Origin of the sequence: Micromonospora sp. WMMB235 (assembly GCF_001855515.1) — a bacterium.
Classification (GTDB): domain Bacteria; phylum Actinomycetota; class Actinomycetes; order Mycobacteriales; family Micromonosporaceae; genus Micromonospora; species Micromonospora aurantiaca.
This window is the reverse complement of record NZ_MDRX01000001.1, coordinates 762,395-787,075: the sequence shown is the minus strand read 5'-3', so window position 1 is coordinate 787,075 and position 24,681 is coordinate 762,395. Positions and strand designations below refer to the sequence as shown.

22 protein-coding genes are annotated in these 24,681 nt (G+C 75.5%); 7 read left to right on the top strand and 15 right to left on the bottom strand.

Going from position 1 to position 24,681, the window contains the following annotated elements; genetic code table 11:
• Window positions 1-8: 8 nt before the first annotated feature.
• From egtB to BFV98_RS03170, 4 genes are all read right to left on the bottom strand, one after another.
• Entirely contained in the window at window positions 9-1,316 is a 1,308-nt protein-coding gene (gene egtB, locus BFV98_RS03185) for an ergothioneine biosynthesis protein EgtB (RefSeq protein WP_071094833.1), read from the bottom strand.
• The gene (gene egtA / locus BFV98_RS03180; RefSeq protein WP_071094832.1) at window positions 1,313-2,548 is read right to left on the bottom strand and encodes an ergothioneine biosynthesis glutamate--cysteine ligase EgtA; all 1,236 of its coding nucleotides are present in this window, start codon (window positions 2,546-2,548) and stop codon (window positions 1,313-1,315) included. The genes egtB and egtA overlap by 4 nt, the downstream gene beginning before the upstream one ends.
• Before the next feature lie 156 nt (window positions 2,549-2,704).
• Window positions 2,705-3,499, bottom strand: a complete 795-nt coding sequence (locus BFV98_RS03175; RefSeq protein ID WP_255368368.1) for a hypothetical protein — start codon at window positions 3,497-3,499, stop codon at window positions 2,705-2,707.
• 19 nt (window positions 3,500-3,518) lie between these two features.
• On the bottom strand, window positions 3,519-4,154 hold the full coding sequence (locus BFV98_RS03170; RefSeq protein WP_013476621.1) for an RNA polymerase sigma factor: 636 nt from the start codon (window positions 4,152-4,154) through the stop codon (window positions 3,519-3,521).
• Between the two features lie 501 nt (window positions 4,155-4,655).
• Between BFV98_RS03170 and BFV98_RS03165 the strand changes: the two genes are divergently transcribed.
• Complete coding sequence (locus tag BFV98_RS03165; RefSeq protein ID WP_013286566.1) at window positions 4,656-6,044, top strand: serine/threonine-protein kinase; 1,389 nt, start codon at window positions 4,656-4,658, stop codon at window positions 6,042-6,044.
• Between the two features lie 243 nt (window positions 6,045-6,287).
• On the opposite strand, the gene BFV98_RS03160 is transcribed toward BFV98_RS03165, so the two are convergent.
• A complete protein-coding gene (locus BFV98_RS03160) occupies window positions 6,288-6,983 on the bottom strand; it encodes a DUF305 domain-containing protein (protein WP_013286567.1) in 696 nt (231 codons plus the stop codon).
• Window positions 6,984-7,121: 138 nt separating this feature from the next.
• Between BFV98_RS03160 and BFV98_RS03155 the strand changes: the two genes are divergently transcribed.
• Both BFV98_RS03155 and BFV98_RS03150 read left to right on the top strand, forming a co-directional pair.
• Complete coding sequence (locus BFV98_RS03155; protein ID WP_071094828.1) at window positions 7,122-8,573, top strand: LVIVD repeat-containing protein; 1,452 nt, start codon at window positions 7,122-7,124, stop codon at window positions 8,571-8,573.
• 78 nt (window positions 8,574-8,651) lie between these two features.
• Window positions 8,652-9,272, top strand: a complete 621-nt coding sequence (locus tag BFV98_RS03150; RefSeq protein WP_013286569.1) for an HD domain-containing protein — start codon at window positions 8,652-8,654, stop codon at window positions 9,270-9,272.
• A 24-nt stretch (window positions 9,273-9,296) separates the two neighbouring features.
• Here the strand turns inward: BFV98_RS03150 and BFV98_RS03145 are convergent, their stop codons facing one another.
• Both BFV98_RS03145 and BFV98_RS03140 read right to left on the bottom strand, forming a co-directional pair.
• The gene (locus BFV98_RS03145) at window positions 9,297-10,292 is read right to left on the bottom strand and encodes a carcinine hydrolase/isopenicillin-N N-acyltransferase family protein (protein ID WP_071094826.1); all 996 of its coding nucleotides are present in this window, start codon (window positions 10,290-10,292) and stop codon (window positions 9,297-9,299) included.
• A 48-nt stretch (window positions 10,293-10,340) separates the two neighbouring features.
• Window positions 10,341-10,814, bottom strand: coding sequence for a DUF1203 domain-containing protein (locus BFV98_RS03140; protein WP_013286571.1), 474 nt, complete (start codon window positions 10,812-10,814; stop codon window positions 10,341-10,343).
• Window positions 10,815-10,936: 122 nt separating this feature from the next.
• Here BFV98_RS03140 and BFV98_RS03135 point away from each other — a divergent pair, with 122 nt between their 5' ends.
• A complete protein-coding gene (locus BFV98_RS03135; RefSeq protein ID WP_071094824.1) occupies window positions 10,937-11,812 on the top strand; it encodes a transglutaminase domain-containing protein in 876 nt (291 codons plus the stop codon).
• A 6-nt stretch (window positions 11,813-11,818) separates the two neighbouring features.
• On the opposite strand, the gene BFV98_RS03130 is transcribed toward BFV98_RS03135, so the two are convergent.
• The 5 genes from BFV98_RS03130 to BFV98_RS03110 form a co-directional block, all read right to left on the bottom strand.
• Window positions 11,819-13,429 (bottom strand): asparagine synthetase B, encoded by a 1,611-nt coding sequence (locus tag BFV98_RS03130; RefSeq protein ID WP_071094822.1) that lies wholly within the window; start codon window positions 13,427-13,429, stop codon window positions 11,819-11,821.
• 4 nt (window positions 13,430-13,433) lie between these two features.
• On the bottom strand, window positions 13,434-14,393 hold the full coding sequence (locus tag BFV98_RS03125; RefSeq protein ID WP_013476610.1) for a hypothetical protein: 960 nt from the start codon (window positions 14,391-14,393) through the stop codon (window positions 13,434-13,436).
• A gap of 102 nt (window positions 14,394-14,495) precedes the next feature.
• The gene (locus tag BFV98_RS03120; protein WP_071094820.1) at window positions 14,496-15,290 is read right to left on the bottom strand and encodes an isocitrate lyase/phosphoenolpyruvate mutase family protein; all 795 of its coding nucleotides are present in this window, start codon (window positions 15,288-15,290) and stop codon (window positions 14,496-14,498) included.
• On the bottom strand, window positions 15,287-16,291 hold the full coding sequence (locus BFV98_RS03115) for a cytochrome P450 (protein WP_255367981.1): 1,005 nt from the start codon (window positions 16,289-16,291) through the stop codon (window positions 15,287-15,289). The genes BFV98_RS03120 and BFV98_RS03115 overlap by 4 nt, the downstream gene beginning before the upstream one ends.
• 105 nt (window positions 16,292-16,396) lie before the next feature.
• Complete coding sequence (locus BFV98_RS03110; protein WP_013476607.1) at window positions 16,397-17,140, bottom strand: helix-turn-helix transcriptional regulator; 744 nt, start codon at window positions 17,138-17,140, stop codon at window positions 16,397-16,399.
• 125 nt (window positions 17,141-17,265) lie between these two features.
• Between BFV98_RS03110 and BFV98_RS03105 the strand changes: the two genes are divergently transcribed.
• Window positions 17,266-19,461: a family 43 glycosylhydrolase gene (locus tag BFV98_RS03105; RefSeq protein ID WP_071094817.1), complete on the top strand. Its 2,196-nt coding sequence runs from the start codon at window positions 17,266-17,268 to the stop codon at window positions 19,459-19,461.
• A gap of 37 nt (window positions 19,462-19,498) precedes the next feature.
• On the opposite strand, the gene BFV98_RS03100 is transcribed toward BFV98_RS03105, so the two are convergent.
• The 3 genes from BFV98_RS03100 to BFV98_RS03090 are packed head-to-tail and all read right to left on the bottom strand — an operon-like array spanning window position 19,499 to window position 21,824.
• A complete protein-coding gene (locus BFV98_RS03100; RefSeq protein WP_030272535.1) occupies window positions 19,499-20,032 on the bottom strand; it encodes a 2'-5' RNA ligase family protein in 534 nt (177 codons plus the stop codon).
• A 44-nt stretch (window positions 20,033-20,076) separates the two neighbouring features.
• On the bottom strand, window positions 20,077-20,682 hold the full coding sequence (locus tag BFV98_RS03095; RefSeq protein ID WP_013286580.1) for a response regulator transcription factor: 606 nt from the start codon (window positions 20,680-20,682) through the stop codon (window positions 20,077-20,079).
• Window positions 20,679-21,824: a sensor histidine kinase gene (locus BFV98_RS03090; RefSeq protein WP_013286581.1), complete on the bottom strand. Its 1,146-nt coding sequence runs from the start codon at window positions 21,822-21,824 to the stop codon at window positions 20,679-20,681. The genes BFV98_RS03095 and BFV98_RS03090 overlap by 4 nt, the downstream gene beginning before the upstream one ends.
• A gap of 132 nt (window positions 21,825-21,956) precedes the next feature.
• On the opposite strand from BFV98_RS03090, the gene BFV98_RS03085 reads away from it, so the two are divergent.
• Window positions 21,957-22,784 (top strand): hypothetical protein, encoded by an 828-nt coding sequence (locus BFV98_RS03085; protein WP_013476605.1) that lies wholly within the window; start codon window positions 21,957-21,959, stop codon window positions 22,782-22,784.
• A 118-nt stretch (window positions 22,785-22,902) separates the two neighbouring features.
• Window positions 22,903-24,660, top strand: a complete 1,758-nt coding sequence (locus BFV98_RS03080) for a DEAD/DEAH box helicase (protein WP_013286583.1) — start codon at window positions 22,903-22,905, stop codon at window positions 24,658-24,660.
• Window positions 24,661-24,681 lie beyond the last annotated feature (21 nt).

The following is a 24,681-nucleotide window of genomic DNA, read 5'->3' as shown; positions in this document are numbered from 1 at the left end:
GGGCCGGCTCACTCCTCGGGTCCGGCGTCACGGGCGCAGCGGAAACCGCTGAAGATCTGCCGCCGGATCGGGTAGTCCCAGTTGCGGAACGTGCCCCGGCAGGCGGACCGGTCGGTGCCGAACGAGCCGCCGCGCAGCACCCGGTGGTCGTCGCCGAAGAAGACCTCCGAGTACTCCCGGTACGGGAACGCGGTGAAGCCCGGGTGGCCCCGGAACGGCGAGGAGGTCCACTCCCACACGTCGCCGACGAGCTGGTGCACGCCCAGCGGCGAGGCGCCCGCCGGGTACGCGCCCACCGGCGCCGGCCACAGGTGCCGCTGGCCCAGGTTGGCGTGCTCGGTGGCCGGGTCCTCGTCGCCCCACGGGTAGCGGCGGGACCGGCCGGTCGCCGGATCCCAGCGGGCCGCCTTCTCCCACTCCGCCTCCGTCGGCAGCCGCTTGCCGGCCCACGCCGCGTACGCCTGTGCCTCGTACCAGCAGACGTGCACCACCGGCTCGTCGTCGCGTACCGGCGACCAGCGGCCGAACCGGCGGTACGCCCAGCCGTCCCCGTCGCGCCGCCAGTGCATCGGCGCGCTCAGGTCCGCCTCGATCCGGTGCCGCCAGCCGGCCTCGCTCCACCAGCGCGGCTCGTCGTACCCGCCGTCGGCGATGAACGCCCTGTACTGCCCGTTCGTCACCGGCGCGGCGTCGATGACGTACGCGGGCAGGTCGACGGTGTGCGCCGGGCGCTCGTTGTCCAGCGCCCACGGGTCGGTGGAGGTGCCCATGGTGAACGGCCCGGCCGGCACCCGCACCTCCCCGCCGACCCGGGCCCGGGGCTCCGGCGGGGGCGGCGCGTCCAGCACCGGGGCGCCGGCACGCAGCTGGTGGGTGGCGAGCATGGTCTCGTCGTGCTGCTGCTCGTGCTGCACGATCATGCCGAACGCGAACCCGTCGGCGACGAGGGGACGCTCGGTGAAGCGGATGCCGTCGAGCAGGTCGAACACCTTGTCCCGTACCGTACTGACATACGCGCGGGCCTCGGCCGGGGGCAGCAGCGGCAGCGCCGGCCGGTCCTTGCGGGGCTGCTTGAACGCGTCGTAGAGGTCGTCGATGTCGTGGCGCACCGGGTCGCGGCCGCCGACGTCGCGGACCAGCCACAGCTCCTCCTGGTTGCCGACGTGCGCCAGGTCCCAGACCAGCGGCGACATCAGCGTGGAGTGCTGCCGGACCAGGTCGTCGTCGTCCACCGCGTCGGTCAGCAGCGCGGTACGGGCCCGGGTCCGCTCCAGTTCCGCGGCGATCCGGTCGCGTAGTCGCTCGGTGATGGTCACCGGTGTCCCCTCTCCGCGGCGGCGCGGTGCCGCCGGATCGCTCGCTGGGTCTCGTCGTGGATGCCGGCCGGCAGGTCGAGCCGGGGCAGGGCTGTCAGGGCCAGGTCGAACAGCGCCGCCGCGGCGGTGGCCAGCGGACGCTCGGCCAGCCCGCACCGGGCCGCCGCGCGCCACCGGTCGGCGACCGGGCCGGCCGCCGCCAGCGCGTCCCGGGTGGTGGCCGGGTCGGCGAAGAGCGCCGCCAGCACCGCCAGCGGCACGGTCCACTCCGGGCCGGGCTGGGTGTCCAGGTAGCGCAGCTCCAGGTAGCCGCGCGGGCGTACCGGCGGGAACAGCGTGCTGAGGTGGTATTCCAGGTCGTCGGTGGTCGGTGGGCGGGGCAGCGCCCCGGCCAGCCAGTCGGCGAACGTGACACCGGGCGGCGCGGTCCAGTCCGGGCCGTCGCCGCGTACGCAGAGCAGCGGCGCGGCCAGCGCGTACCCGGTCCAGGCCGCCACCGGGTCCTCGTCGGCACGCTCGGGCGACCAGACCGGACGGGTCCGGGCCGGATCGATGGCCAGCCAGGTGGCCATCCGGGCGGAGGCCCAGCCGGTGCGGCGGCCCGCGTGCCGGTCGGCGGTGGCGAAGGCGGCGAGCAGCGGCGGGCCGACGGCGTGCGCGGCGGCCCACCGCTGCGCCACGTGGTCCGGTTCGCCCGCGTCCAGGCAGACCTGGAGGCCGGCGGTGCTGTACATCATCGCCCGTCCCGCCGGGCCGCGCCGGTCGAAGGCGCACCGCATGGCCTGGTAGCGCGGGGTCTCCACGACAGGCCGGGGAAGGCGCCAGGGGTCGATGCCGCTGCGGCCGAGCACCAGGCCGGCGGCGTCCAGCCGGGCCCGCAGCTCGGCGACGTCGGCCTCGGTGGCCAGGATGAGCGCGGCGACCGACGATCGCGGTGTCGCGGAGATCTCCACCTGCCCGCCGGGCTCCACGGTCACGGCGCCGCCGCGCCGGAGCTCGTCGGCCGGGCTGGTGGGGTCGAGGGTCACGGGGCTGTGCCGCCCCAGCGCCTCGCGTAGTCGCTCGCGGTCGACCGGCCGGGCCGGGTCCGCGGCGTCGTGCACGGTCCATTCCAGTTCGACGCCGACGAGTGCGGGTGGCCCGGTCTTGAAGCAGATCCGGGCGAGGTGGCCCCGGGCCGCCTCCTCGTCCCCCAGGACGACTGCCCGGTCCAGATCCGGCGACATCACCATGGGACGGCTCCTCCTCGGCGATGGGCGACAACGTCGTGGCGACGCGCCCGGCCGGGACGGCACGGGACGCCGCCCCACCATCCTCTGTCTAGCAGACGAGATCCGCTTGCCCGGGGAGATGAAATTTTGTCCGGAATCTGATTGCGCCGCGGCGGCTCAGCCGTCCGCTGCCGGGCCCGGGGGCGCCGGCTCCGGCGCGTCGGCCGGGTCGTCCGCCGGCACGCCCAGCAGGTTCCGGCAGTAGCTCTCCACCTGCTCGGGGCCGCCGGCGGCAGCCACCAGTTCGGCGTAGCCCGGCTTGGTGAGCGCCTTCTCCCGCTGCCGCTCCGACTTGGCCAGGTAGGCACGGCAGTGGCCGGCCGTCTGCGGCCCGCCGGGCGGGGGTGCGGATTTCCCGGCCGCGGCGCTCGGCGTTCCGGACGGCGCCGGCGTCGGCGACGGAGCCGGTGGCGACGCCGCACCGGACGCGTCACCGGCCGGGGTGCTCGGCGCCGGCCGCGACGGCCCGGTGACGGCCGGGCCGGTGCCGGTCGGGCCGGTGCCGCTCGGGCCGGCGCTGCTGGGCCCGGCCGTCGTCGCGGGCGGGGCCACCGGCTCCGGCTCGCGGTCCAGGCGCACTGCGGCGAACGCCACCCCGGCGACAGCGGTGGCGGCGAGCCCGGACAACGCGGCGGCGATGCGCAGGCGCCGCCGCGCGCGCGGTGCGGCCACCGGTGCGGGCACCGATCCGGCCGCCGGCTGCGTTCCCCGCGCCGCGCGGGCCGCCCGGAAGGCGGCGAGCGCCCGCTCCTCCCCGGCTACCTCGCCGGGGGCCGCCGGTCCGGCGGCGGCGGACAGCAGCCGGGTCAGCGGGTCGGCGTCGGCCACCGGCGGCGTGCCGGCGCGCGCGGCGTCGAGCAGGCGGTCGGACTCCGCCCGGTCGGCGGGCCCGCCGGACCGGCGAGCGTGCATGCCGTCGTCTCCCCTCACGTCAGCCCTCCGCCGGCTCGGCCTCGGGCGCGTGCGGCACCTGGCGGTCGGTACGGGGACGCGGCGCGACGGCGTCCCGGGTGTCGTCCGGCGCGGCCTGCGCCGCCGAGCGCTCCAGCATCGCGGCCAGCCGGCGCAGGCCCCGGTGCGCGGCGGTACGGACCGCGCCGGCCCGCCGGCCCAGCACCCGCCCGGCGGTCTCCGCGTCCAGGCCGATGACGGCCCGCAGCATCACCGCCTCGGCCTCGGCCGGTGGCAGCGTACGGATCAGCGCCAGCGCGCTCTCGGTGGCGATGGCCTCACCGGCCCGGTCGGCGGTGTCGACGTCGGCGGCCAGGTCGTTGAGCGCCTGCACGGGCACCGGCACGGAGGGACGCCGCCGCTGCCGGCGCAGGTGGTCCATGGCCCGGTTGCGGGCGATCGTGACCACCCAGGCGCGGAACTCGCCACCGGTGAACGACGGCAGGTCGCGCGAGATCTGGAGCCACGCCTCCGAGGCCACGTCCTCGGCGTCCGCGCCGACGAGCGCGGTCAGGTAACGCAGCAGCGCGGGCTGCAGGCTGCGGTAGAGGAACCGGAACGCCTCCTCGTCGCCCGCCTGCGCCCCGGCGACCGCCTCGTTCAGTTCGGCCGTCACGCGCGCCGCCCCACCCGGATGACGGCCCGGAGCCGGGCGTCAACGGGTGCCAGTGACCACACCGCCATCCGCACTCGGCCCCCCGGTGAGCTGATCGGGCACCCGCACGAGGGTGCGGTGCGCCGTGGAAACTGCCGCGCGCGGCACGGGCGTCGGCGGGACATACCGTACCGGCGTCCGGGGGCGGCCGGGAGTCGGGCCGACGCCGGGGCGGGCGGGATGCGTCGGCAAGCCTCCGCACGGCGGAGAAACAGAGAGAAATGTCTACCTGCGCCACCGGCGTGTCGGGGTAACACCGACGGCGGGCGCGACGCTCCCCGGATCGGACCCCCGCCGGTACGGCGGGCCGGGAGCGCGGGGGCGCGTCACTTTCTGGCCGATCGTACCGGGTCGATCACGATCAGCCGATCGGCGTCCCGGGTGCCGGACACCCGGCCGAACGGCCGGCCGGACCGGCCGCGGATATCGCGGGAAATACTTCAGGCCTGCTGTGGGTACGGTATGGGGGTGCTGTCCTCAGACGTCGTACTCAGCGGTCGGTACCGCCTTGATGACCGTGTCGCCACCGGCGGCATGGGCGACGTCTGGCGTGCCACAGACCTTGTCCTCGGTCGCCCGGTCGCGGTGAAGGTACTCCTTCCCGCCCTGGTGTCCGACCCCGACTTCATCGCCCGGTTCCGTTCCGAGGCCCGGATCATGGCCTCCCTGCGCCACCCCGGCGTGGTCCAGGTCTTCGACTGCGGTGAGGACGACCTGCCCAGCGGCGGCCGGGCCGACTACCTGGTGATGGAGTTCGTCGCCGGTGAGCCGCTGTCGCGGCGGATCGAGACCGCCGGGTGCCTCGAGGTCGCCGAGACCATGTCGATCGTGGCCCAGGTGGCGCAGGCCCTGCACGCGGCGCACGGCCGGGGCATCGTCCACCGGGACGTGAAGCCGAGCAACCTGCTCGTGCAGGACGACGGCACCGTGGTCCTGGTCGACTTCGGGGTGGCCCGCTCGACCAACGTCACGAGCATCACCAGCACGAACGCGGTGCCCGGCACCGCCCTCTACATGGCGCCGGAGCAGGCCGCCGGGCGGCCCGTCTCGGGCGCCACCGACGTGTACGCGCTCGGCGCCGTCGCGTACTGCTGCCTCACCGGCAGCCCGCCGTTCACCGGCGACAACCCGCTCCAGGTGGCCGTACGCCATCTCGACGACGAGCCGCCGGAGCTGCCGGCGGAGATCCCGGCGTCGGTGCGGGAGCTGGTCTCCCGGGCGCTGGCCAAGGATCCGGCCGACCGCTACCCGAGCGCGGCGGCGATGGCCGACGCGGCGCGGGCCGCGCGTACCGACTCGCCGACCGCGACGGTGGCGCTGCGCGGTGCGGCGGGCCAGGCGCGGTCGCGGGACGACCAGCCGGCGGTCCGCCCGGGTGCCGCGGTGGCGACGTCGCGGCGGCGGGGCCGGCGCGGCACGCTCGTCGGTGCGCTGGGCGCGGTGCTGGTGGCGATGGGCGCGCTGGGCGCGCTCGTGGCCGCCGCGAACGACACGGCCGAACCGGCCACGAAGATCGACAAGACGGCGCCCGCGGTGGCGCCGAGCGATCCGGCCGCGGAGCCGGTCGCCGACGAGCCGTCGGCGGACGACGAGTACACCTACCGCCCGGTCGGTCCGGGCGGCCGGCCGTCGGCCACACCCTCGGTGACGCCGAGTTCCTCCCCGACCCCGTCGGCGCAGCCGAGCGTGACGGACGAGCCGGCCCCGTCGGCCGAGCCGAGCAGCACGCCGTCCAGCGCGCCCACGACGACGGCACCCACCACGCCGCCCGCGCCGGACCCGACCACCGCCGACCCGGGCACCGGCACCGGCGGCGGTGACACCGGCGGACAGCCGGCCACGCAGCCCTGACCCACGCACCCACGAGCCGGCCCCGCCCACGGCGGAGCCGGCTCGTCCGTGTCCGGGCGGCGGTGCTCAGTCCGCGCCGAGCGCCCGGTCTGCCCGGCGAGGTACCCGGACAGCGCGAAGAACACGACGAGCCCGCAGACGGCCGCGTCGAACGCGACACCCCGCAGCGGACGACCGAGGATCAGGCGGTTCACGATCCCCCAGCCTAGGCCCGCCCTTGTGTCCTCCCCAGCCCGCTTCAGGTCAGGGGGTCAGGAGGGCCTGCATGCGGGTGATCTCGGCGGACTGCTCGACCGCCACCGAGGTGGCGAACTCCTGCATCGGCTGGTCGACGCCGACCTTCAGCAGGTCGGTGGACATGACGATCGCGCCCCGGTGGTGGTCGGACATCATCTGCACGAACAGCCTGTCGAACGCCGCGCCGCGGGCGTCGGCGAGCCGCCGCATCGCCTCGGCGGACTGCATCCCGCGCATGCTGCCGTGGTCGTGCCCGGGCACGTCGGCGGGCAGGTCGCGGGTACTGAGCCAGGCGCGCAGCAGGCCGACCTCCGGGCCCTGTGCGGCGCGGATCCGCTCGGCCACGGCGCGGATCCGCGCGTCGGCGGCGCGCTCGGGCGCGAGGGATGCCATCTCCAGGGCCTGCTCGTGGTGCGGAATCATCATCCGGACGTACCAGACGTCGAGGCTGTTCCATCGCGGCGTGGTGGCGCCCCGGACCTGCTCGGCGGGGCGGGTCGCGGCCGGCTCCCCCGGGCGTCCCGGGACCACCACCGGCGGCGCCGACGCGGCGGCGCTCGCGCTCGGCGCGGCCGCCGCGGCGGTTCCGGCAGCCTCCGGGGTACGGGCGTCCTCGCGCCCGGTCAGCGCGAGCGCCCCGACCACGACGAGGGTCACCAGTGCTGTGACGCCCACCCACACGCGCGCCTGCCGGCTGGTCATACGACGCCTCCTCCGGTCAAGGTGACAGCGATCCTATCCATAGACGAAAGTTCCCCAGTGTGACCCAGATCACATTGATGGCCGTCTCCAATAGGTAAGGTGTGGCGAATCATGACCCCCTTTCGAAGGGTGTTGCCGATGATCAACATCCGCACGTCTCGTATCCGGATCGTCAGCCTGGCCGCCGCCGGCCTGCTGCTCGCCGGCGTCGTCACCGCGCCGCCGAGCAGCGCCCAGGAGATCCCCCGCGCCCAGGCCGCGCCGGCCACCGTGGACAACGCCGTCCCCGGTGTCGACGAGATCTCCAGCAGCCCCAACCTGCGCCAGGTGGCGAACCTGCCGAAGCAGGCGCCGTTCGACACCACGGCCGCCCTCGGCACCGACATCGCCTTCCAGGGGCGGTACGCGTTCGTCGGCAACTACGACGGGTTCGTCGTCTACGACGTCTCCCGCCCGAGCCGCCCGACGATCGTGTCCCAGGTGCTCTGCCCCGGCTCACAGAACGACATCTCGGTCCACGGCAACCTGCTGTTCCTGTCGACCGACTCCTCCCGCAGCGACGACTCCTGCGCCAGCACCAGCCAGCCGGCGTCGGTGAAGGAGTCCTGGGAGGGCATCAAGATCTTCGACATCCGGGACAAGCGCAACCCGCGCTACATCAAGTCGGTCGAGACGGCGTGCGGCTCGCACACCCACACGCTGGTGCCCGGCAAGGACAAGCGGAACGTCTACCTGTACGTCTCCTCGTACAGCCCGCGGGCCGAGTTCCCGGACTGCCAGCCGCCACACGACTCCATCTCCATCGTCAAGGTGCCGGTGAAGAACCCCACCACGGCCTCCGTGGTCGCCACGCCGAACCTCTTCCCGGACGGCGGCTACCCGGGCATCCCGGGCCAGTCGTCGGCCACCACCGGCTGCCACGACATCACCGCGTACCCGTCGAAGGACCTGGCCGCGGGCGCCTGCATGGGTGACGGCGTCCTGCTGGACATCAAGAACCGCGAGGCGCCCCGGGTGATCGAGCGGGTCACCGACGCGGAGAACTTCGCGTTCTGGCACTCGGCCACGTTCAACAACGCCGGCACCAAGGTCGTCTTCACCGACGAGCTGGGCGGCGGCGGCGCGGCCACCTGCAACGAGGTGGTCGGCCCGAACCGCGGCGCGGACGCCATCTACGACATCACCGGCCGCGGTGACGCCCGCAAGCTGGAGTTCCGTAGCTACTACAAGATCCCCCGCGTCAACGCGGACACGGAGAACTGCGTGGCCCACAACGGCTCGCTGATCCCGGTGCCCGGCCGCGACATCATGGTCCAGGCGTGGTACCAGGGCGGCATCTCGGTGTGGGACTTCACCGACTCGCGCAAGCCCAAGGAGATCGCCTACTGGGAGCGCGGGCCGCTGGACGCCTCGCAGCTGCGTACCGGCGGGTCCTGGTCGGCCTACTGGTACAACGGCCACATCTACTCCAGTGACATCCAGAAGGGACTGGACGTGCTGGAGCTGCGTGACCCGCGTACCTGGCTGGCGCAGTTCCTGCTGGTGCCCGAGCTGAACGTGCAGACGCAGGCCGGTTACCTGAGCTGGTGACCCGCTGACCGTGGCCGGGCCCGGCGTTCCCCGCACGGGGCGCCGGGCCCGGTGCTGTCCCGGGAGGGAAACGGACGCATGCCGGTGACGATCGACGACCGGACGGCGGTGCCGAGCGACGCCCGGATCCGGGCTCTGCACGAACGGCTCGCGCCGTCCCGGGAGGCGTTGCACCTCGTCTGGACGCACTGCCGGATCGTGTGCGACATCGCCGGACAACTGCTCGACAGCAGCGGTGCGGACGCGGACGCCGCCCTCGTGCGGGCCGGCAGCCTGCTCCACGACATCGGGGTCTACCGCCTCTACGACGAGGCCGGGCGGCTCGACGAGCGGAACTACGTACGGCACGGCGTGCTGGGCCACGCGCTGGCACGGGAGGCAGGGCTGCCCGAGGTGATCGCCCGGTTCTGCTCCCGTCACACCGGCGTCGGGATCACCCGGGCGGACGTGCGCCGGCAGGGCCTGCCGATCCCGGCCGCCGACTACACGGCCGTCACCGCCGAGGAACACCTCGTGATGTACGCCGACAAGTTCCACAGCAAGACCACGCCACCGGCGTTCGTCTCCGCCGCCTCCTACGCGGTCGCGGTGCGGCGCTTCGGCCCGGACAAGGTCGACCGGTTCGCGGCACTCGTCGAGCGGTTCGGCGAGCCGGACCTGCCCACGCTCGCCGCCAGGTATCGACAGCCGATCGTCTGAGAGGGCGCGGCGCCGCAGCCGTGGTCAGTCGCTCATCGGCAGCCGGTAGTCGCGGGTGCCGCCGCCCGCTGTGACCACCCGCACCTCGCCACTGCGCAGCCCGTACGTCACCGACCAGCGGGTGTGCGACTGGCGTACCGCGTTCAGCAGCCGCAGCGCACCGGCCGCGTCCACCACCCCGCCGGTACGGTCGAGTTCCTTCGCCAGCACCCCGTACCTGTGGTCCTGGCGCAGTTCCCGGTCCGGCACGCCGACGGCGGGCACGTTCGTCAGCGCCTGCCACGGGCCCTGCCGCTGGTCCACGGTGAGCTTCCCGTCGACGAACTCCACCACGGCGGACGCGCCCGTCGCGTCCGCCAGCAGGTAGTGCAGCGGCGGCCCGCCGTCGAAGTCGAGGTTGTAGCGCCGGAACACGGCGACCGCCTCGTCCACAGTGGCGGCCGAGTCGAGCACCAGGCGCAGGATGCGCACCGAGCCGACCTTCGGCAGGCCGGGCACCGGCTCGGCGCGGGCCCCGTCGTCGGCGGCCAGCCCGACCGCGAGACCCCGCTCGTTCATGCCGTCGAACGGCAGCAGCGGCGCGTCCAGCAGCCGCCGGTCCCCGGTCGGGTCGGCGGACACGCCCAGGTAGGAGATGTCGACGAGGGAGATCGAGGCGTACCCGTCCGGCGGGTCGGTGCGCAGCACCAGCGCGGGATTGGGCTCCCAGTCGAAGTTGCGGGCGAACAGCGGCCGGTCCCGGTCGGCCAGCGCGGCGAACAGCGAGCAGCCGAACGGGCTCGGCGGCGTGGACCCGGCCAGCCCGGCGGTCGGGTCGTAGTCGCCGTCGTACGTCATCTCGTACATCGGCAGGTCGTCGATCTTGCGGAGGCTGGCCAGGGTCCGCTCGACCTGCGCCGGGTCCTGCCGGGACGCGGTCGGTGAGCCGGCCGCGGCCGGTGGGCCGGACCGGCGGCTCTCCCCGCAGGCCGTGGCGAGCAGGAGCAGCGCGAGCCCGCCGGCGATGAGGGTCCTCCGCATGACTGCGACGCTAGAAGAGGCGTCCGCCGATGTCCATCCGGGACTCGGTCAACTCCGCACGATCGCGAACATCCAGCAGCCGTACACCACGTTGCGGCTGTGCAGCTGGTCCACCGCCGGGTCGGCGAACAGCTCCGCGATCACCGCCTCCGGGTCGCCGCCGTCGTGTCGCCGTCCGCCCACGATGCGGCCCCGGCTGTCGTACGCGCGCAGCACCTGCTCCCGTCCGCGCCACTGCGACGGGTACGCCGTCACGTCGTCCGGGCCGGCGCAGCCGGCGGCGTGTGCGAACACCGGCCCCACCTCCCGGTACGGGCCCGGCGGCAGCGGCGGGGCGTACCCGAACAACAGCAGCTCCTCGTCCGGCCGGGCGTCGCGCAGGCAGCAGCGCAGCGGCTCGCCGCCGGTGGCGCGCCGGTGCTCGGGCGGCTGCCCGGTGGCGTCGCGGCCGGTGCGACGCAGCTCAGCGAGCGTCCCGGCGGGCAGTGGGCGGATCAGAAACGCGGTACGGGTGGTCGTCACGGTCCCAGCCTGGCGCGGCCCGGACCGCGGCGCTGGCGGTGATCGGACCTGGCGTTCGGGTACCGCGAAAATGCGCGCCGAGCGGGCACCCGCGGGCCGCATCCGGCGCCGACAATGACCGGATGGACGTCGACGACTACCGGACCCACTCCCCGTACAGCGATCCCCGCCACCACGCGGCGCTGCTCGACGCCGTTCCCGCCGACCTGCCCACCGTCGCGGCGACCGCCCGCAACGTGATCGTCCACTACCGCGCCGGTGGCGTGGAGCTGCCGGACGTCCGCCGGGCCGAGGTGAACCTGCGCTGGCTGGACCGCATCCTCGACGCCGACCAGTCCCGGTTCCCGCTGCCGCTGACCGCCGAACGCCCGGCCGTCGAGCGGGTCGCCGGCTGCTGCCGGGACCACACGCTGCTCACCGTCGCGGCGCTGCGCCAGCACGGGATCCCGGCCCGCAGCCGGATCGGGTTCGTGAGCTACTTCTCCCCGGACTGGCACCACGACCACGTGCTCGCGGAGTGGTGGGACGGCGAACGCTGGGTCTGGTCCGACCCGGAGCTGGACCCGGCCGTCGACCGGCCGTTCGACGGCTACGACATCGACCCGGAGGCGGGGCACTTCGAGTCGGCGGCCCGGGTGTGGCTGGCGTACCGGGCGGGCCGGATCGACCCCGGCACCTACGGCGTGGACCCGTCGCTGCCGATCCGGGGCGACTGGCTCGTCCACGACTACGTGCTGCTGGAGCTGGCCCACCGGCACAAGGACGAGGTGCTGCTCTGGGACGGGTTCGGTGCGATGACCGAGGATCTGACCGGCGCCGACCTCACGCTCGTCGACGAGGTCGCCGCGCTGCTGGTGGCAGCCGACCGCGGCGACGCCGCCGCCGGGCGGGAGCTGGCCCGGCGGTACGCCTCGGACGCCCGGTTGCGTCCGGGCCCGACTGTGCACTGCGTCGACCCGGTCTCCGGCGTGGCCGCCGACGTGGACCTGCGACGCTGACCGGGCTCACCCGGGCAGGGGCGCCTCGTCGCCTCGGGTGCGGCGCGGGTTGACCAGCCGGCGGACCATCGGGGCGGCGTTCCAGCGGGCCGCGCCGACCAGGTCCCGGGCGTGTTCCAGCACCGTGTAGTCGGGCCGGGCGATGCCCTCGGCGATGGCCCGGTCGAGGTCGTTGCCGCAGCGGGTGAGCACGCTGTCGAAGTCCCGGCGGACCGGTTCCAGAAGGTCGTAGCCGAAGGAGCGGTGCAGCCGGGCGAACAGCGGCTTGTAGAGGCGGGCCCGCTCGTGCAGCCCGGACGAGTACGACATCGGGTTCTTCGGCCGCTGCCGGACGTAGGAGGGCAGCACGTCCGCGAAGGCCCGCCGGACGACCCACTTCTCCTGCCCGTCGCGCAGTTTGACGTCCAGCGGCAGCCGCATGGCCAGCTCGACGACGCTGAGGTCGAGGAACGGCACCCGGGCCTCCACGCCGTGCGCCATGCTGGCCCGGTCCACCCGTTGCAGCTCGGTCCGGCACAGGTTGCGGATCTTGTGGAGGAACAGGCGACGGGACCGCTCCGGGCCGACCCGGTGGTACATCGGGTACCCGCCGAACAGCTCGTCCGAGCCGTCGCCGGTGAGCACCACCCGGACGCCCAGCTCGCGCAGCCGCCGGAAGATCGGCACCGAGACGACCGCGTTGATGATGTCGCCGTACTCAGTCAGCTCGGAGACCCGGATCGCCTCGCGCACGTCGGCGAGCCGGATGTCGCGGGGCCGTAGCTCGATCACCTCGTGCGGTACGCCGAGGTCGGCGGCGAGCCGCCGGGCGTACGCGACGTCCGGGCTCTCCGGCACGCCGATGGTGACCGCCACGCAGTCCGGGTGCAGTTCCCGGGCGTGCAGCAGCGCCAGTGAGCTGTCCAGACCGCCGGAGAGCACCACGCCGACGGTGAGGTCGGTGTCCAGCCGGGCGCGCATGGCGTCGGTGAGCGCGACGCGGACCAGCAGGGCCGCCTCGTCCGGGTCGTCGATCACCGGCAGGCCGTCGCCGAGGGTGAGCAGGTCGACGTGCGGACCGACCCGGACCGGTCCGCCGGGCTCGACCCAGCCGTGGTGCCCGGGCGCCACCTCGCCGATCGGCGCGCCGTGCCCGACCAGCGCCTTGACCTCGGAGGCGAGGTGCAGGCAGCCGGGCAGGCGGGACCAGTAGAGCGGCTTGACGCCGAGCGGGTCGCGGGCCAGGTACGTCCGGCCGGTGTCGCGCTCGACGATCACGAACGCGTACTCGCCGCGCAGCCGGCGGACCGCGTTCTCGCCCCACTGGCGGAACGCGGTGAGCACCACCTCGGTGTCGCCCGCGGTGATGAACCGGTGGCCCAGCCGGGTCAGCTCGGCGCGCAGCTCGTGGTGGTTGAAGATCTCGCCGTTGAAGCAGAGCAGGTGCCGCTCGTCCGGCGACATCCACGGCTGGACGGACCGTTCCCGGTCCACGATCCTCAGCCGCCGTACGCCGGCGAGCAGGCCGTTCTCCTGCCGGGTCTCGGTGACCTCACCGCGCGGCGCGAGCGCGGCGAGCATCCGCCGGAAGGTGGCCGGATCCGCCTCGGGGCCGATGCTCAGCGCGATGCCGCACACCGGGTCACACCCCCATCTCGGACTCGTACGCCCGCCGGTACCGGCGACGGGCGGCCGGGGCGAGACACACGTGCCAGGCCTGTCCCTCGTCGACCACGTTCACCTCGCCGGCGTCCTGGCGGGCCAGCAGCAGCCCGGCGAGCGCCGGGCGGGCGCCGAAGCGGTCGTACCACTCCAGTTCGACGTCGGCGGCCCAGCCGAGGCAGTGCCCGCTGGGCACCATCGCGGCGTACCCGAGGCGGCGCAGCCGGTACTGGTGCTCGGCGCTGCGGGCCAGGCTGGTCACCCAGAGCGGCGGCGTGCCGTCCGGCGCGACGGCCGTGAACTCCCGGGCCAGGTCGTTGAGGAACGCGATCATCTCGCGGCGGGCCCGGCGGAACAGCAGCCCGGCGGTACGCGGGGTGGCGTCCGGGCGCAGCCGTCGCCGCACCGCCCGCAGCCCGCGTCCCACCACTGTGGCGGGCTGTTCCTGGTAGCGGAACTCGATCAGGCCGCGGCGGCGCAGCCACTCCAGGTCGACCAGTTCGGTGCTGGTGCGGACCTGGTCGTCGGTGAGGAACGTCGGGCTGTCCCGCCACCAGAGCACGTCGACGCGGGAGAGCAGGTAGATGCGGACCAGCGCGGTGAGGTCCTGCGCCGAGCTGCGCGCGTTGGGCTGGTAGCGGGCCATCTCCAGCAGCAGCGTCTCCCGGGCGCCGATCAGGCCCTGCGGCGTGGCGTCGAGGACGGCGGCGATGGCCGGTTCGCGCAGCCGCTGGTCGAGCAGCACCTGGCGGGCGGTGGTGGACGGCGCGTCGGCGAGCGCGCCCACCTCGACCAGGAGTTCCGCCACCGCCGCCCGGTACGCGGACAGGTCCGGCTCGGTGCCGGCGCGCCGGCCACCGGCGGGCACCCGCCGGGCGGGAGCGGTGGACGTGACGGCGGGACCGGGCTGGCGACCGGGGCTGCGGCTGGGCACTCGCATGGTCTCCGTCCCCTCTCGGTCAGGACACGGCGTGATTGGGCCTGCACACACCGTAATGAGCCGAGAGGGCGGCAATCGCCCCATCTCCCCCGATGCGCCCGATCAGGTGGCGGACGGTGGCACCAGCGCCTGCACCTCCTCGTACGTGGGCGGTGCCGGCAGGCCCGCGTCGCGCCCGGCGCCGATCGCGTCGGTCAGGCGCAGCGCCGTTCCGAGGGCCGCCCGGAACAGCAGTGAGCCGGTGCTGACCCGGGCCACGCCGAGCCGTCCGAGGGCGGCCAGGTCCGGGCCGCCCGGCCGGTACAGCACGTTGAGCGGCAACCCCGCCTCGGCGGCGAGCACACCGACCAGTTCGTCGGGCGCGCCCGGCACGAACAGGCAGTCGGCCCCGGCGGCCCGGAACAGCGCCGCCCGCCGCCGCGCCTCGTCCAGCGGCGACGCCACGCCCAGCCACCAGGCGTCGGTGCGGGCGTTGACGAAGATCTGCGGTACGGCGGCGCGGACCGCCGCGATCACGGCGGCGACGTGCTCCGCCGGGGCCAGGCGCCCGTCCCGGCGGCCGTCCTCCACGTTCACGCCGACCACGCCGAGCGCGGCCAGCTCGCCGACGAAGCGCGCCACCTCCGCCGGGTAGTCGTGGAAGCCGTCCTCGACGTCCACAGTCAGCAGCGCCGGCAGGTTCCGCAGCCGGTACGCCAGCTCCAGCGTCTCGGCGCGGGTGGCGCGGACCGCGTCCGGCCGCCCGGCCGCCGCCGCCACGCCCAGGCTCGTCGTGCCGATCGCCTGATGTCCCCGGGCGGCGAGCGCCGCGGCGGAGGCGTGGTCCCAGGCGTTCGGCAGGAGCAGCGGTTCGCCGCGCCGGTGCAGGTCACGAAATGCGCGGTACCGGTCGGTCATCGCAGGATCACCTCGAGTCGGGTCGTCGGAACGTCAGGAGTCGGGCGGGCGGGACGGCAGCGGCGGCGCAGCACGCCGACCACGCCAGCGGCCAGGGCGAGCGCGTGCCGCTGCCCGGGGCAGCCGCGGGGACCGGCGCCGAACGTCAGCGCGGCGTTCGCCCGGCCGGCGCGGAAGCGGTCCGGCTCCGGGAAGGCCGCCGGGTCGCGGTTGGCGGCGTCGAACCGCAGCAGCAGCCGCTCCCCCGCGCGCACCGGTTGGCCGCCCAGGCTCAGCGGGTCGGCGGCGACCCGGCGGGTGACCCGTACCGGCGGGTCGAGGCGCAGCACCTCGGCGAGCAGCGCGTCGGTCCCGAGCCCGTCCGGCGCGGCGAGCCCGTGCCGGACGGCGGCCACGATCAGCCCGGCGGTGGCGTCGGCGGCCTGCACCAGCAGCCCGAGCCGGTTCGCTGTCACCTCGGCCGGAGCGGGCGGCGACATGGCCAGCAGCGCCGCCACCGCCCGGTCCGCCCGCCGCACCGCCGCCGGTTCGGCGCCCGGGTGGTAGGCGGCGGCCACCGCCGTCACCTCCGCGACGGCCGCCGCCGGGTCGGCCAGGCCGAGCCGCTCCGCCAGCACCACGAGGGGTACGCGCCGAGCCAGGTCACCGGTCACGTCCACCCGGTCACCGCCGTTGTCCCCGGTCGCGGCGCGGTCGAGGATCCGCCCGGTGAGCCGTTCCGCGGCCACACGCAGTTCCCGCGGGTCGAGGGCGTCGAGCGCCGCCACCCCGACGGCTCGCCGCGCGGCATGCCGGTCCGGCGGACTGAACCGGCTCACCGAGGCGCGCAGCCATGCCAGGCCGCCCTCCGGCGCCTGCTCGGCGGGCGGCACCACGCAGCGGGGATCAGTCAGGACGGAGACAACGTCCGCGTACCGGGTGACCACCCAGCCGCCGTCGTCCGAGGTCGGCGGCCCGCAGGGCGGTGTGCCCGGAGCAGCCGTGATCGTCGGTGAATCCATCGTCCGACCGTAGGGCGCCGACAGTTCGGTCCGAACCGAACGATCCGGCCGGGCACATCCGGCGGCCCGGCGCGGGCGGGACGGGTGCCGCGGGGCACGGGCGGGTCAGGCGCGCGCCGGGCCGGTGTCGCGGGAGGCGGGCGGGGCCAGCAGCGCCGGGTCGACGGCGAGCGTCTCGGCCAGCGCGTCCCGCCCGGTGGCGGTGAGCCGTACCGCCCGGCCGGTGCCGCGCGCGGTCCAGCCGAGGTCGAGGAAGCGCCCGCACAGCGCCGCCCCGACCGCGCCGGCCAGGTGCGGGCGCCGTTCGGTCCAGTCCAGGCAGTCGCGGACCAGGGGTCGCCGGGTGGCGCGCAGCGGTTCGACCGGTACACCGAGACGGTCCAGCCAGGTCATGCCGGCCCCGGTCAGCGCGAGGCCGCCGGTGCGGTCGAGGACGCCTCGGTCGAGCAGGGCGTCGTGCAGCAGCACGCCGAGCCGCCCGGCCAGGTGGTCGTAGCAGGTGCGGGCATACGCCAGGGCGGCGCCGGCCGACGCGGCGCGCAACGTGCGGGGCGGGGTCGCCGGTGCGGGCGCCCGCGCGGCCAGGTCCTCGACGAGCTGGGCGACGCCCGGGTCGGCGAGGCGGACGTACCGGTGGCGGCCCTGCCGCTGCTCGACGAGCAGGCCACCGGCGACCAGCCGGGTGAGGTGGTCGCTCGCGGTGGACGCGGCGACCCCGGCGGCGCGGGCCAGCTCTCCGGCGGTCCAGGCGCGGCCGTCGAGCAGGGCCAGGCAGAAGCCGGCCCGGGTGGGGTCGGCGAGCAGCGCGGCGAACCCGGCGAGTCCGCGGCCGTCGGCACCGGTGGTCATCGGCCCATGCTGACACGGGCACGGTTCGGGCCGCGCCGAACGGTCAGGGGGTTCTTTACAGCACTCTCTCCAACGTTGTAGAAACGGTGGCACCGCACCTCCGTCTATCCCCGAGGGCAGGCCCGATGGGACACCTCCGCCGCGGTGGCGCGCTCGCCGCCGTACTCACGCTTCTGCTCGCCGGCGCGGCCCCCGCGTCCGCCGCCGGGCCCGACCGCTACCGCAACCCGGTCTCCGCCGGGTTCGCCGACACCTTCGCCGACCCGGTCGTGGTGCGCGGCGACGACGGACTCTGGTACGCCTTCGGCACCTCCGACCCGCTGCGCGAGGGCGAGGGCCGCACGCATCGCGTGCCGATCGCCCGCTCCGCCGACCTGGTCGACTGGACCTACGCCGGCGACGCGTTCGCCCCGGACCAGCGGCCCGCCTACGCCGCTCCCGGCGCCGCGTTCTGGGCGCCGGACGTGCGGCGGGTGGCCGGCCGGTGGGTGATGTACGTGACGGTCACCGACACAGGCGTCTCCGACGACACGTTCGACACCGCGGTCGGTGTGGCCACCGCGCCGAGCCCGGCCGGGCCGTGGACGTTCGCCGACACACCAGTGGTCGCGCCGCGACCGGGCGCCGGCGGCGGGTATTTGTGGACGATCGACCCCAGCCAGCTCACCGGCGCCGACGGCCGCCACTGGCTCTACTACGGCAGCTACTACGGCGGCATCTCGGTCACCGAGCTGTCCCCGGACGGGCTGCGCGCGGTCGGCACGCCCACGCCCGTCGCTATCGACAACAAGTTCGAGGGCGCGTACGTGCTGCGCCGCGACGGCTGGTACTACCTGTTCGCGTCCACCGCGAACTGCTGCGCCGGCCCGGCCACCGGCTACTCCGTCCAGGTCGGCCGGTCCCGTGACCCGCGCGGCCCGTTCACCGACCGGGACGGGCAGCGCCTCGACGTGTCCCGGGCCGGCGGCACACCGGTGCTCACCCAGAACGGCAACCGCTGGATCGGCACCGGGCACAACGCGGTGCTCACCGACCTGTCCGGGCAGGACTGGATCGCCTACCACGCCATCGACCGCGCCGACCCGTACCTGGACGAGCCGTTCGGCGTCAACGAGCGGCCGATGCTCCTGGACCGGCTCGACTGGATCGACGGGTGGCCCACAGTCAACGCGGGCGCCGGTCCCTCCGACAGCATCCGGCCCGCGCCGGTCACCACCGGCCCGGTCGACGCCCGCTTCGCCACCGCCGACCTGCGCGGCTGGCGGGCCGGGCACGGCCGCTGGCAGGCCACCGGCGGGGTGCTGACCGGCAGCGGCACGCTCACCTCGCGTACCCGGATCGGCGGTGACCTGCGCGCGGAGACCGACCTGCGGCTGACCGGCGCGGCCACCGCCGGGCTGCGGCTTCACGGCGTGGACGTCCGCGTCGGGCGCGGCCGGCTGAGTGCGGGCGGCGCGACCACCGTGCTGCCCGCCGGCCTCGACCTGGGCGACCGGCACAATCTCGCCATCGAGGTACGCGGGCGGCAGCTCGTCGCCACGCTCAGCCCGTCCCGCCTCGGCGACCCGGTCGCCCAGGTGTCGCTGCGGCTGCCCCGCCCCGGCGCCGGTGAGCTGTCAGTGCGCGCCGATGGCGGCCCGGCCGAGTTCGACAACGTCAGCGCCGTCCGGCTGTACCGTCCGGCGCGGCACACCGTCCCCGACCCCCGGGTCGGACCGGTGCTGCGCGGCTACTCCGACGAGTTCACCGGCGGGCTCGACCCGGCGTGGCGGTGGGTACGCCAGGACCCGGCCGCCACCGTGTCCGGCGGCGCGCTGCGCTGGCCGGTGCAGGACGCCGACCTGTCCGGGACCGGCAACACCGCAGGGGTGCTGCTGCGCGACGCCCCGGCCGGGAACTACGTCGCCGAGACCAAGGTGACGCTCGACCTGGGCGAGGACAGCGTGCGCAACTACCAGCAGGCGGGCCTGGTCGCGTACGTCGACGACGACCGGTTCGCCCGGCTGACCCAGGTGGCCATCTGGAACACCCGTCAGGTCGAGTACGGCTACGAGCTGCCGTTCGCCGGTCAGCCGGTGTACGGCGGCAGCATCGTCGGCACCCCCGGCACCACCACTTGGCTGCGGCTGGCCCACCGGGTCGACCCGGTCAACGGCGAGCACGAGTTCCGGGCCGGGTCCAGCCGCGACGGCAAGCACTGGACGTGGGGCGCGGTGTGGACGTTCCCGGCGGACACGACACCGCGGATCGGGCTGGTGGCGCACGGCGGGGCCACACCAGCGGTGACCGCCGAGTTCGACTACCTGCGCTTCCACCGCTGACGTCCGGGGCCGTCCCCTCCCCTGGGGGCGGCCCCGCTCAGCCGCCGGAACGAGGGCAGGCGGTGGTCAGCTCGCTGACGGTGCGGGTGTCGCCGTCGTAGCTGCGCGCCGCCACGAACGCCCCGGCCGGCGGATGTGCCCCGGCGACCGCCCGGGCCCGGCGCCGGTCCGCCGCGCCGAACCGCAGCGCCAGGCTCAGGTGCGGCACCCACCGGCCGGGCTGGTGCCACGAGTGCCCGCCGGACGCCTCGGCGAGCACGTCCCAGACCGCGCCGTGCAGCGCGACGAGCTGCGGGGTCGGGCGGACCAGCCACACCAGTGGCGCGCTGCCGTCGAGCACCGCCACCCGGCCCAGCCGCACCGGCAGCGGCAGCGCCGCGTCACAGAGGTCGGCCAGGCGCTGCTCGACGCCGGGCGGGAACTCCTCGACCGAGGCGAGCGTCAGGTGCGGCCGGTTCGTCGGGTGCGTGTTGCGGGCCAGGCTGGGCAGCCCGGCGGCGGCGAGCCGGTCCCAGGCGGCGCGAACCGCCGCTTCCAGTTCGGGAGAGCAGAGCAGTTCGACCGTCCGCACGTGATCAGGCTAGTCGGCGTCGGCCGCCCGCGACGCCCCGTACGTCAGAGCCAGCCGGCCTCGCGCGCCCGCCGTACCGCCTCCGCCCGGTCGGCGGCGCCGAGCTTCTGCACGCAGGCGCTGAGATGGTTGCGGACCGTTCCGGCGGCCAGATGGGTCCGCCGGGCGATCACCGCGACCGGGGTGCCCAGCTCGGCCAGCCGCAGCGTCTCCAGCTCGCGCGGCGTGAGCGGGCACTCCGGCAGGGTGAGCGCGTCGGCCGCGAGCGCGGGATCGACGTAACGCGCCCCGGAGTGCACCCGGCGGATCACGTCGGCCAGCGCGCCGCCGGGGGCCCCCTTGGCGAGGAACCCGCGTACCCCGGCGGTGAGCGCCGGCCGGAGCTGGGCGGGCCGGCCGTGTCCGGTGAGGATCACCGGCGCGCAGCCGGGCAGCGCCCGGGTCAGCTCGGCGGCGACCTCGACGCCTCCGGGCGGCGGCATCTCCAGGTCGAGCACGGCGACGTCGGGGCGGTGGGCAAGCGCCGCGTCCAGGGCGCTGCGCCCGTCGCGGGCGTGCGCGACCACCTCGATGTCCGGTTCCAGGTCGAGTAGCGCGGCCAGGGCGAGCCGGATCAGCTCCTCGTCGTCGGCCAGCAGTACCCGGATCACGGCGTCACCGGCACCGTCGCCACCAGGCTGAACACGCCGTCGGCGGCATCGGCCCGGACCCGTCCGCCGGCCGGGGCGAGCCGGTCGGCCAGGCCGCGCAGGCCGCCGCTGAGCCGGTCCGGTCCGGCGTCGTCGCGGACACCGTCGTTGCGTACGGTCAGCGTCACCACGCCGTCCTCCCGGGTGATCTCGATCCGGCACCAGCCGGCCCGGCTGTGCCGCAGCACGTTCGTCCCGGCCTCACGCAGCACGGCGGCCAGGTCGGCGGCGACCGCCGCGGGCACCTCACCGGCGGGCGGGACCACTGTCGTGCGGACGCCGCTGGAACGCAGCACCTCCCCCACCGCCGCGGCCTGCTCGGCCAGGTCGACCGCGCGGTAGCCGTGCACCGCCGCCCGGACCCGGGTCAGCGCCGAGCCGGCCAGCCGCCGGGCCTCGGCCGCCTCCCGGGCGGCCCGGCCGGCGTCGCGCGGCGCCAGCCGCTCCGCCAGCTCGGCCTTGAGCGCGATCACCGTCAGGTCGTGGCCGAGCAGATCGTGGACGTCCCGGGCGAAGCGCAGCCGTTCCTCGGCGGCGGCGAGGCGCGCCTGGGCGGCCTGCCCCTGCCGGGCCTCGACGAGCAGGTCCCAGAACCAGACCTGGACCCAGGTGAGCGCGGCGATCCCGGCGCCCACCACGCCGGTGACCAGCAGCGCCGTGGTCACCGGCCCGCCCGTCGACCAGGTGACGACGGCCGACACCGCGAGGACGCCGGCCGCCGCCACCACCGCGACGACGGGCCGGAACAGCAGCGGCGTCATGCCGACCAGGGACGCGCCCAGCCACGCCCAGGTGGGCCAGGTTCCGGCCGCGACCGGGCCGAGCAGCGGCAGGCTGAGCAGCGCCGCCGCGATCAGCGCGGCGTGCCGGCGACGACGGGCCGGTACGGGCAGCCACGGCGTGACCGCGGCGTGCAGCACCGCGATCTGGGCGACCGCGAATCCGAGCAGCCCGGCGGCGCCCAGCGCGACGCGTACCGGGTCGGGCTCGCGGGCCAGGCCGACGACGGGCAGCAGCACCGTGGTCCACACGTTCGTGGCCAGCGACAGCAGGGTGACCCGCCGGGCCCGGCGCAGCCGGTGGTCGGCGGAATCGACTGTCATGCCCGCCGATCCTAGGGCGTGCGGCGCCCCGCCCACCCCCGAGAAACGTCACGGCCGGACCGTGCGATCCGCACGGTTTCCCGATGACTGACGCGCCTTCTCCGGTGCGCCGGGCGGCGGCAGGGTCGGGGCATGACGGAGATGACTGTGGGCGTACCCCGGCGGTGGGCCGGGTGGGCGCGGACCCGGCACCTGGCCGGGATGGTGGTGGCGATGGTGGCCGGGATGGTGCTGCTCGGGCCGCTGTGGCAGGTGGGCGGGAACCTGCTGGGGGGTGCGGCGGTGCTGGCGCGGCCGGACGTGGGCGCGCTGGTGATGGCGACGAACATGGCGGCGGGCATGGCCGCGTGGATGTGGTACCGGGGGGACGGCCGGGCCGCCACCGCGGAGATGTCGGCGGCCATGTACGTGCCGTTCCTGCTGCTGCTCCCGCCCTGGTGGGCCGGGTGGGTCGGGGACGACACGCTGCTGCTCGGCGGTCACCTGCTGATGGTGCCGGCGATGCTGCTGGTGGCGCTGCGGCACCGGCACACGCCCGCCGCGCCGCCGCGCCGGCACCCGGTCGCCGCGGCCGTGGCGCGCGGGTGGCCCGCCGGGCTGGGGCTGCTCATGACGGTGGACATGTGGTTCGCGCCCAGCGTCTTCGCGCCGTGGACGCTGCTGGTCCTGCCGGCCGGCTACCTGCTGATCGGCACCTGGCGGCGGCAGTGGGGCGACCGGCGCGCGCTGGCGGCGCAGCTCGCCGGGGCGGCCGTGTGGGGCGGCCTGGCGGTCGTGGCGATGATCGCGTCCGCCGACGTCGCCGGGGTGCTCGTCGGGGTGGGCTGGCTCGTCCACGCGGCCTGGGACGGCTGGTACCACCGCACCGGCGCGGTGGTACCGCGCGGGTACGCGCTGTGGTGCGCGGTGTTCGACGTCGGAGTGGGCCTCACCACGCTGCTGGCCGTCCTGTCCCGGTGATCCGGCGGGGGCACGGGGCCACGCCGGATCACCCGGAGGGGACGGCACACAGGTGGCGCGGCGAACGTTTGACCCGGTCGCCGCGACCGCCGCGCGGCGGTGATGAAAAGCTTGTCGCATGAACGCCGCACCGACCCCGACCGACCCCGCCCTTCCCGCCGACGCCGAGGACGGCATCGCCTTCGCCGATCTCGGGCTGCGCACCGAGTTGCTGGGCGCGCTGTCCGCGCTCGGCTACGAGGAACCGACGCCGATCCAGCGGGAGGCCATCCCCCCGTTGCTGGCCGGGCAGGATCTGCTGGGCCAGGCGGCGACCGGTACGGGCAAGACCGCCGCATTCGCGCTGCCGCTGTTGCAGCGGATGCCGGTGGGGCGGGCCGACGGCGACCCGGTGTCGCTGGTGCTGGTGCCGACGCGGGAGCTGGCCGTGCAGGTCTCCGAGGCGTTCCACCGCTACGGCAAGGACCTGGGCGCCCGGGTGCTGCCGATCTACGGCGGGCAGCCGATCGGCCGGCAGCTGCGTGCGCTCGACCACGGGGTGGACGTGGTGGTGGCGACGCCCGGCCGGGCGCTGGACCACATCGCCCGGGGCACGCTGCGGTTGGGCGCGCTGAGCACGGTGGTGCTGGACGAGGCGGACGAGATGCTCGACATGGGCTTCGCCGAGGACATCGAGGCGATCCTGGAGCACGCTCCGGCCGGCCGGCAGACGGTGCTGTTCTCGGCCACCATGCCGGCCCGGATCGACGGGCTGGCCCGGCAGCACCTGACCGACCCGGTCCGCATCCGGATCGAGCGGGAGCGGCCCGTCGCCGGGGAGGCGCCCCGGGTGCGGCAGAGCGCGTACATCGTGGCCCGGGCGCACAAGCCGGCCGCGCTGGGCCGGGTGCTGGACGTGGAGTCGCCCACCGCGGCGATCGTGTTCTGCCGCAGCCGGGAGGAGGTGGACCGGCTCACCGAGACGATGAACGGCCGGGGCTACCGGGCCGAGGCGCTGCACGGCGGGATGAGCCAGGAGCAGCGGGACCGGGTGATGGGCCGGCTGCGCGCCGGTACGGCGGACCTGCTGGTCGCCACCGACGTGGCCGCCCGTGGCCTGGACGTCGAGCAGCTCACCCACGTGGTCAACTACGACGTGCCGTCCGCCCCGGAGTCGTACGTGCACCGGATCGGGCGGGTCGGCCGGGCCGGGCGGGAGGGTGTGGCGATCACGCTCGCCGAGCCGCGTGAGCACCGGATGCTCAAGACCATCGAGCGGGTCACCGGCCAGCGGATCGCCATCGACAAGATCCCCACTGTCGCGGACATGCGTACCCGGCGGCTGGAGCTGACCCAGGGCGCGCTGCGGGAGAGCCTGCTGGAGGACGACCTCGACCCGTACCGGGCGATCGTGGAGTCGCTCACCGACGAGTTCGACCTGGTCGAGGTGGCGCTGGCGGCGGTGAAGCTGGCGCACGAGGCGACGTCGCCGGGCTCGGACGACGAGGAGGAGATCCCGCAGGTTCCGGTCCGGGGTCCGCGCGAGGGCCGCCCGGAGGCCGGCGGGCGGGGTGAGCGCCGGGGTCCGGCGCGCCCGCGTACCGGCGGCACCACCCAGGTCTTCATCGGTCTGGGCCGCCGGGCCGGGGTACGGCCGCAGGACCTGGTGGGCGCGATCACCGGGGAGACCCGCATCAGTGGCCGGGACATCGGCTCAATCGAGATCGCCGACCGGTTCTCGCTGGTCGAGGTGCCGCAGGGGGTCGCCGACGAGATCATCGCGGGGCTGCGCGGCACCACCATCAAGGGACGCAAGGCGACGGTACGCCGGGACCGGGACGGTGACGGGCCGGGCGAGCGCCGCGACCGGGGCTACGAGCGGCGCGACCGCCGCTGAGCCCGGCGCGACCGGCTTCCG

What these genes read in the sequence shown, in the direction of transcription:
- BFV98_RS03105 (WP_071094817.1), top strand. Translation starts at nt 17,266, where the DNA reads ATGGGACACCTCCGCCGCGGTGGCGCGCTCGCCGCCGTACTCACGCTT.
- BFV98_RS03125 (WP_013476610.1), bottom strand. Translation starts at nt 14,393, where the DNA reads ATGCGAGTGCCCAGCCGCAGCCCCGGTCGCCAGCCCGGTCCCGCCGTC.
- BFV98_RS03165 (WP_013286566.1), top strand. Translation starts at nt 4,656, where the DNA reads ATGGGGGTGCTGTCCTCAGACGTCGTACTCAGCGGTCGGTACCGCCTT.
- egtA (WP_071094832.1), bottom strand. Translation starts at nt 2,548, where the DNA reads ATGGTGATGTCGCCGGATCTGGACCGGGCAGTCGTCCTGGGGGACGAG.
- BFV98_RS03120 (WP_071094820.1), bottom strand. Translation starts at nt 15,290, where the DNA reads ATGACCGACCGGTACCGCGCATTTCGTGACCTGCACCGGCGCGGCGAA.
- BFV98_RS03090 (WP_013286581.1), bottom strand. Translation starts at nt 21,824, where the DNA reads ATGACAGTCGATTCCGCCGACCACCGGCTGCGCCGGGCCCGGCGGGTC.
- BFV98_RS03175 (WP_255368368.1), bottom strand. Translation starts at nt 3,499, where the DNA reads ATGCACGCTCGCCGGTCCGGCGGGCCCGCCGACCGGGCGGAGTCCGAC.
- BFV98_RS03085 (WP_013476605.1), top strand. Translation starts at nt 21,957, where the DNA reads ATGACGGAGATGACTGTGGGCGTACCCCGGCGGTGGGCCGGGTGGGCG.
- BFV98_RS03110 (WP_013476607.1), bottom strand. Translation starts at nt 17,140, where the DNA reads ATGACCACCGGTGCCGACGGCCGCGGACTCGCCGGGTTCGCCGCGCTG.
- BFV98_RS03150 (WP_013286569.1), top strand. Translation starts at nt 8,652, where the DNA reads ATGCCGGTGACGATCGACGACCGGACGGCGGTGCCGAGCGACGCCCGG.
- BFV98_RS03155 (WP_071094828.1), top strand. Translation starts at nt 7,122, where the DNA reads ATGATCAACATCCGCACGTCTCGTATCCGGATCGTCAGCCTGGCCGCC.
- BFV98_RS03080 (WP_013286583.1), top strand. Translation starts at nt 22,903, where the DNA reads ATGAACGCCGCACCGACCCCGACCGACCCCGCCCTTCCCGCCGACGCC.
- BFV98_RS03160 (WP_013286567.1), bottom strand. Translation starts at nt 6,983, where the DNA reads ATGACCAGCCGGCAGGCGCGCGTGTGGGTGGGCGTCACAGCACTGGTG.
- BFV98_RS03115 (WP_255367981.1), bottom strand. Translation starts at nt 16,291, where the DNA reads ATGGATTCACCGACGATCACGGCTGCTCCGGGCACACCGCCCTGCGGG.
- BFV98_RS03145 (WP_071094826.1), bottom strand. Translation starts at nt 10,292, where the DNA reads ATGCGGAGGACCCTCATCGCCGGCGGGCTCGCGCTGCTCCTGCTCGCC.
- BFV98_RS03135 (WP_071094824.1), top strand. Translation starts at nt 10,937, where the DNA reads ATGGACGTCGACGACTACCGGACCCACTCCCCGTACAGCGATCCCCGC.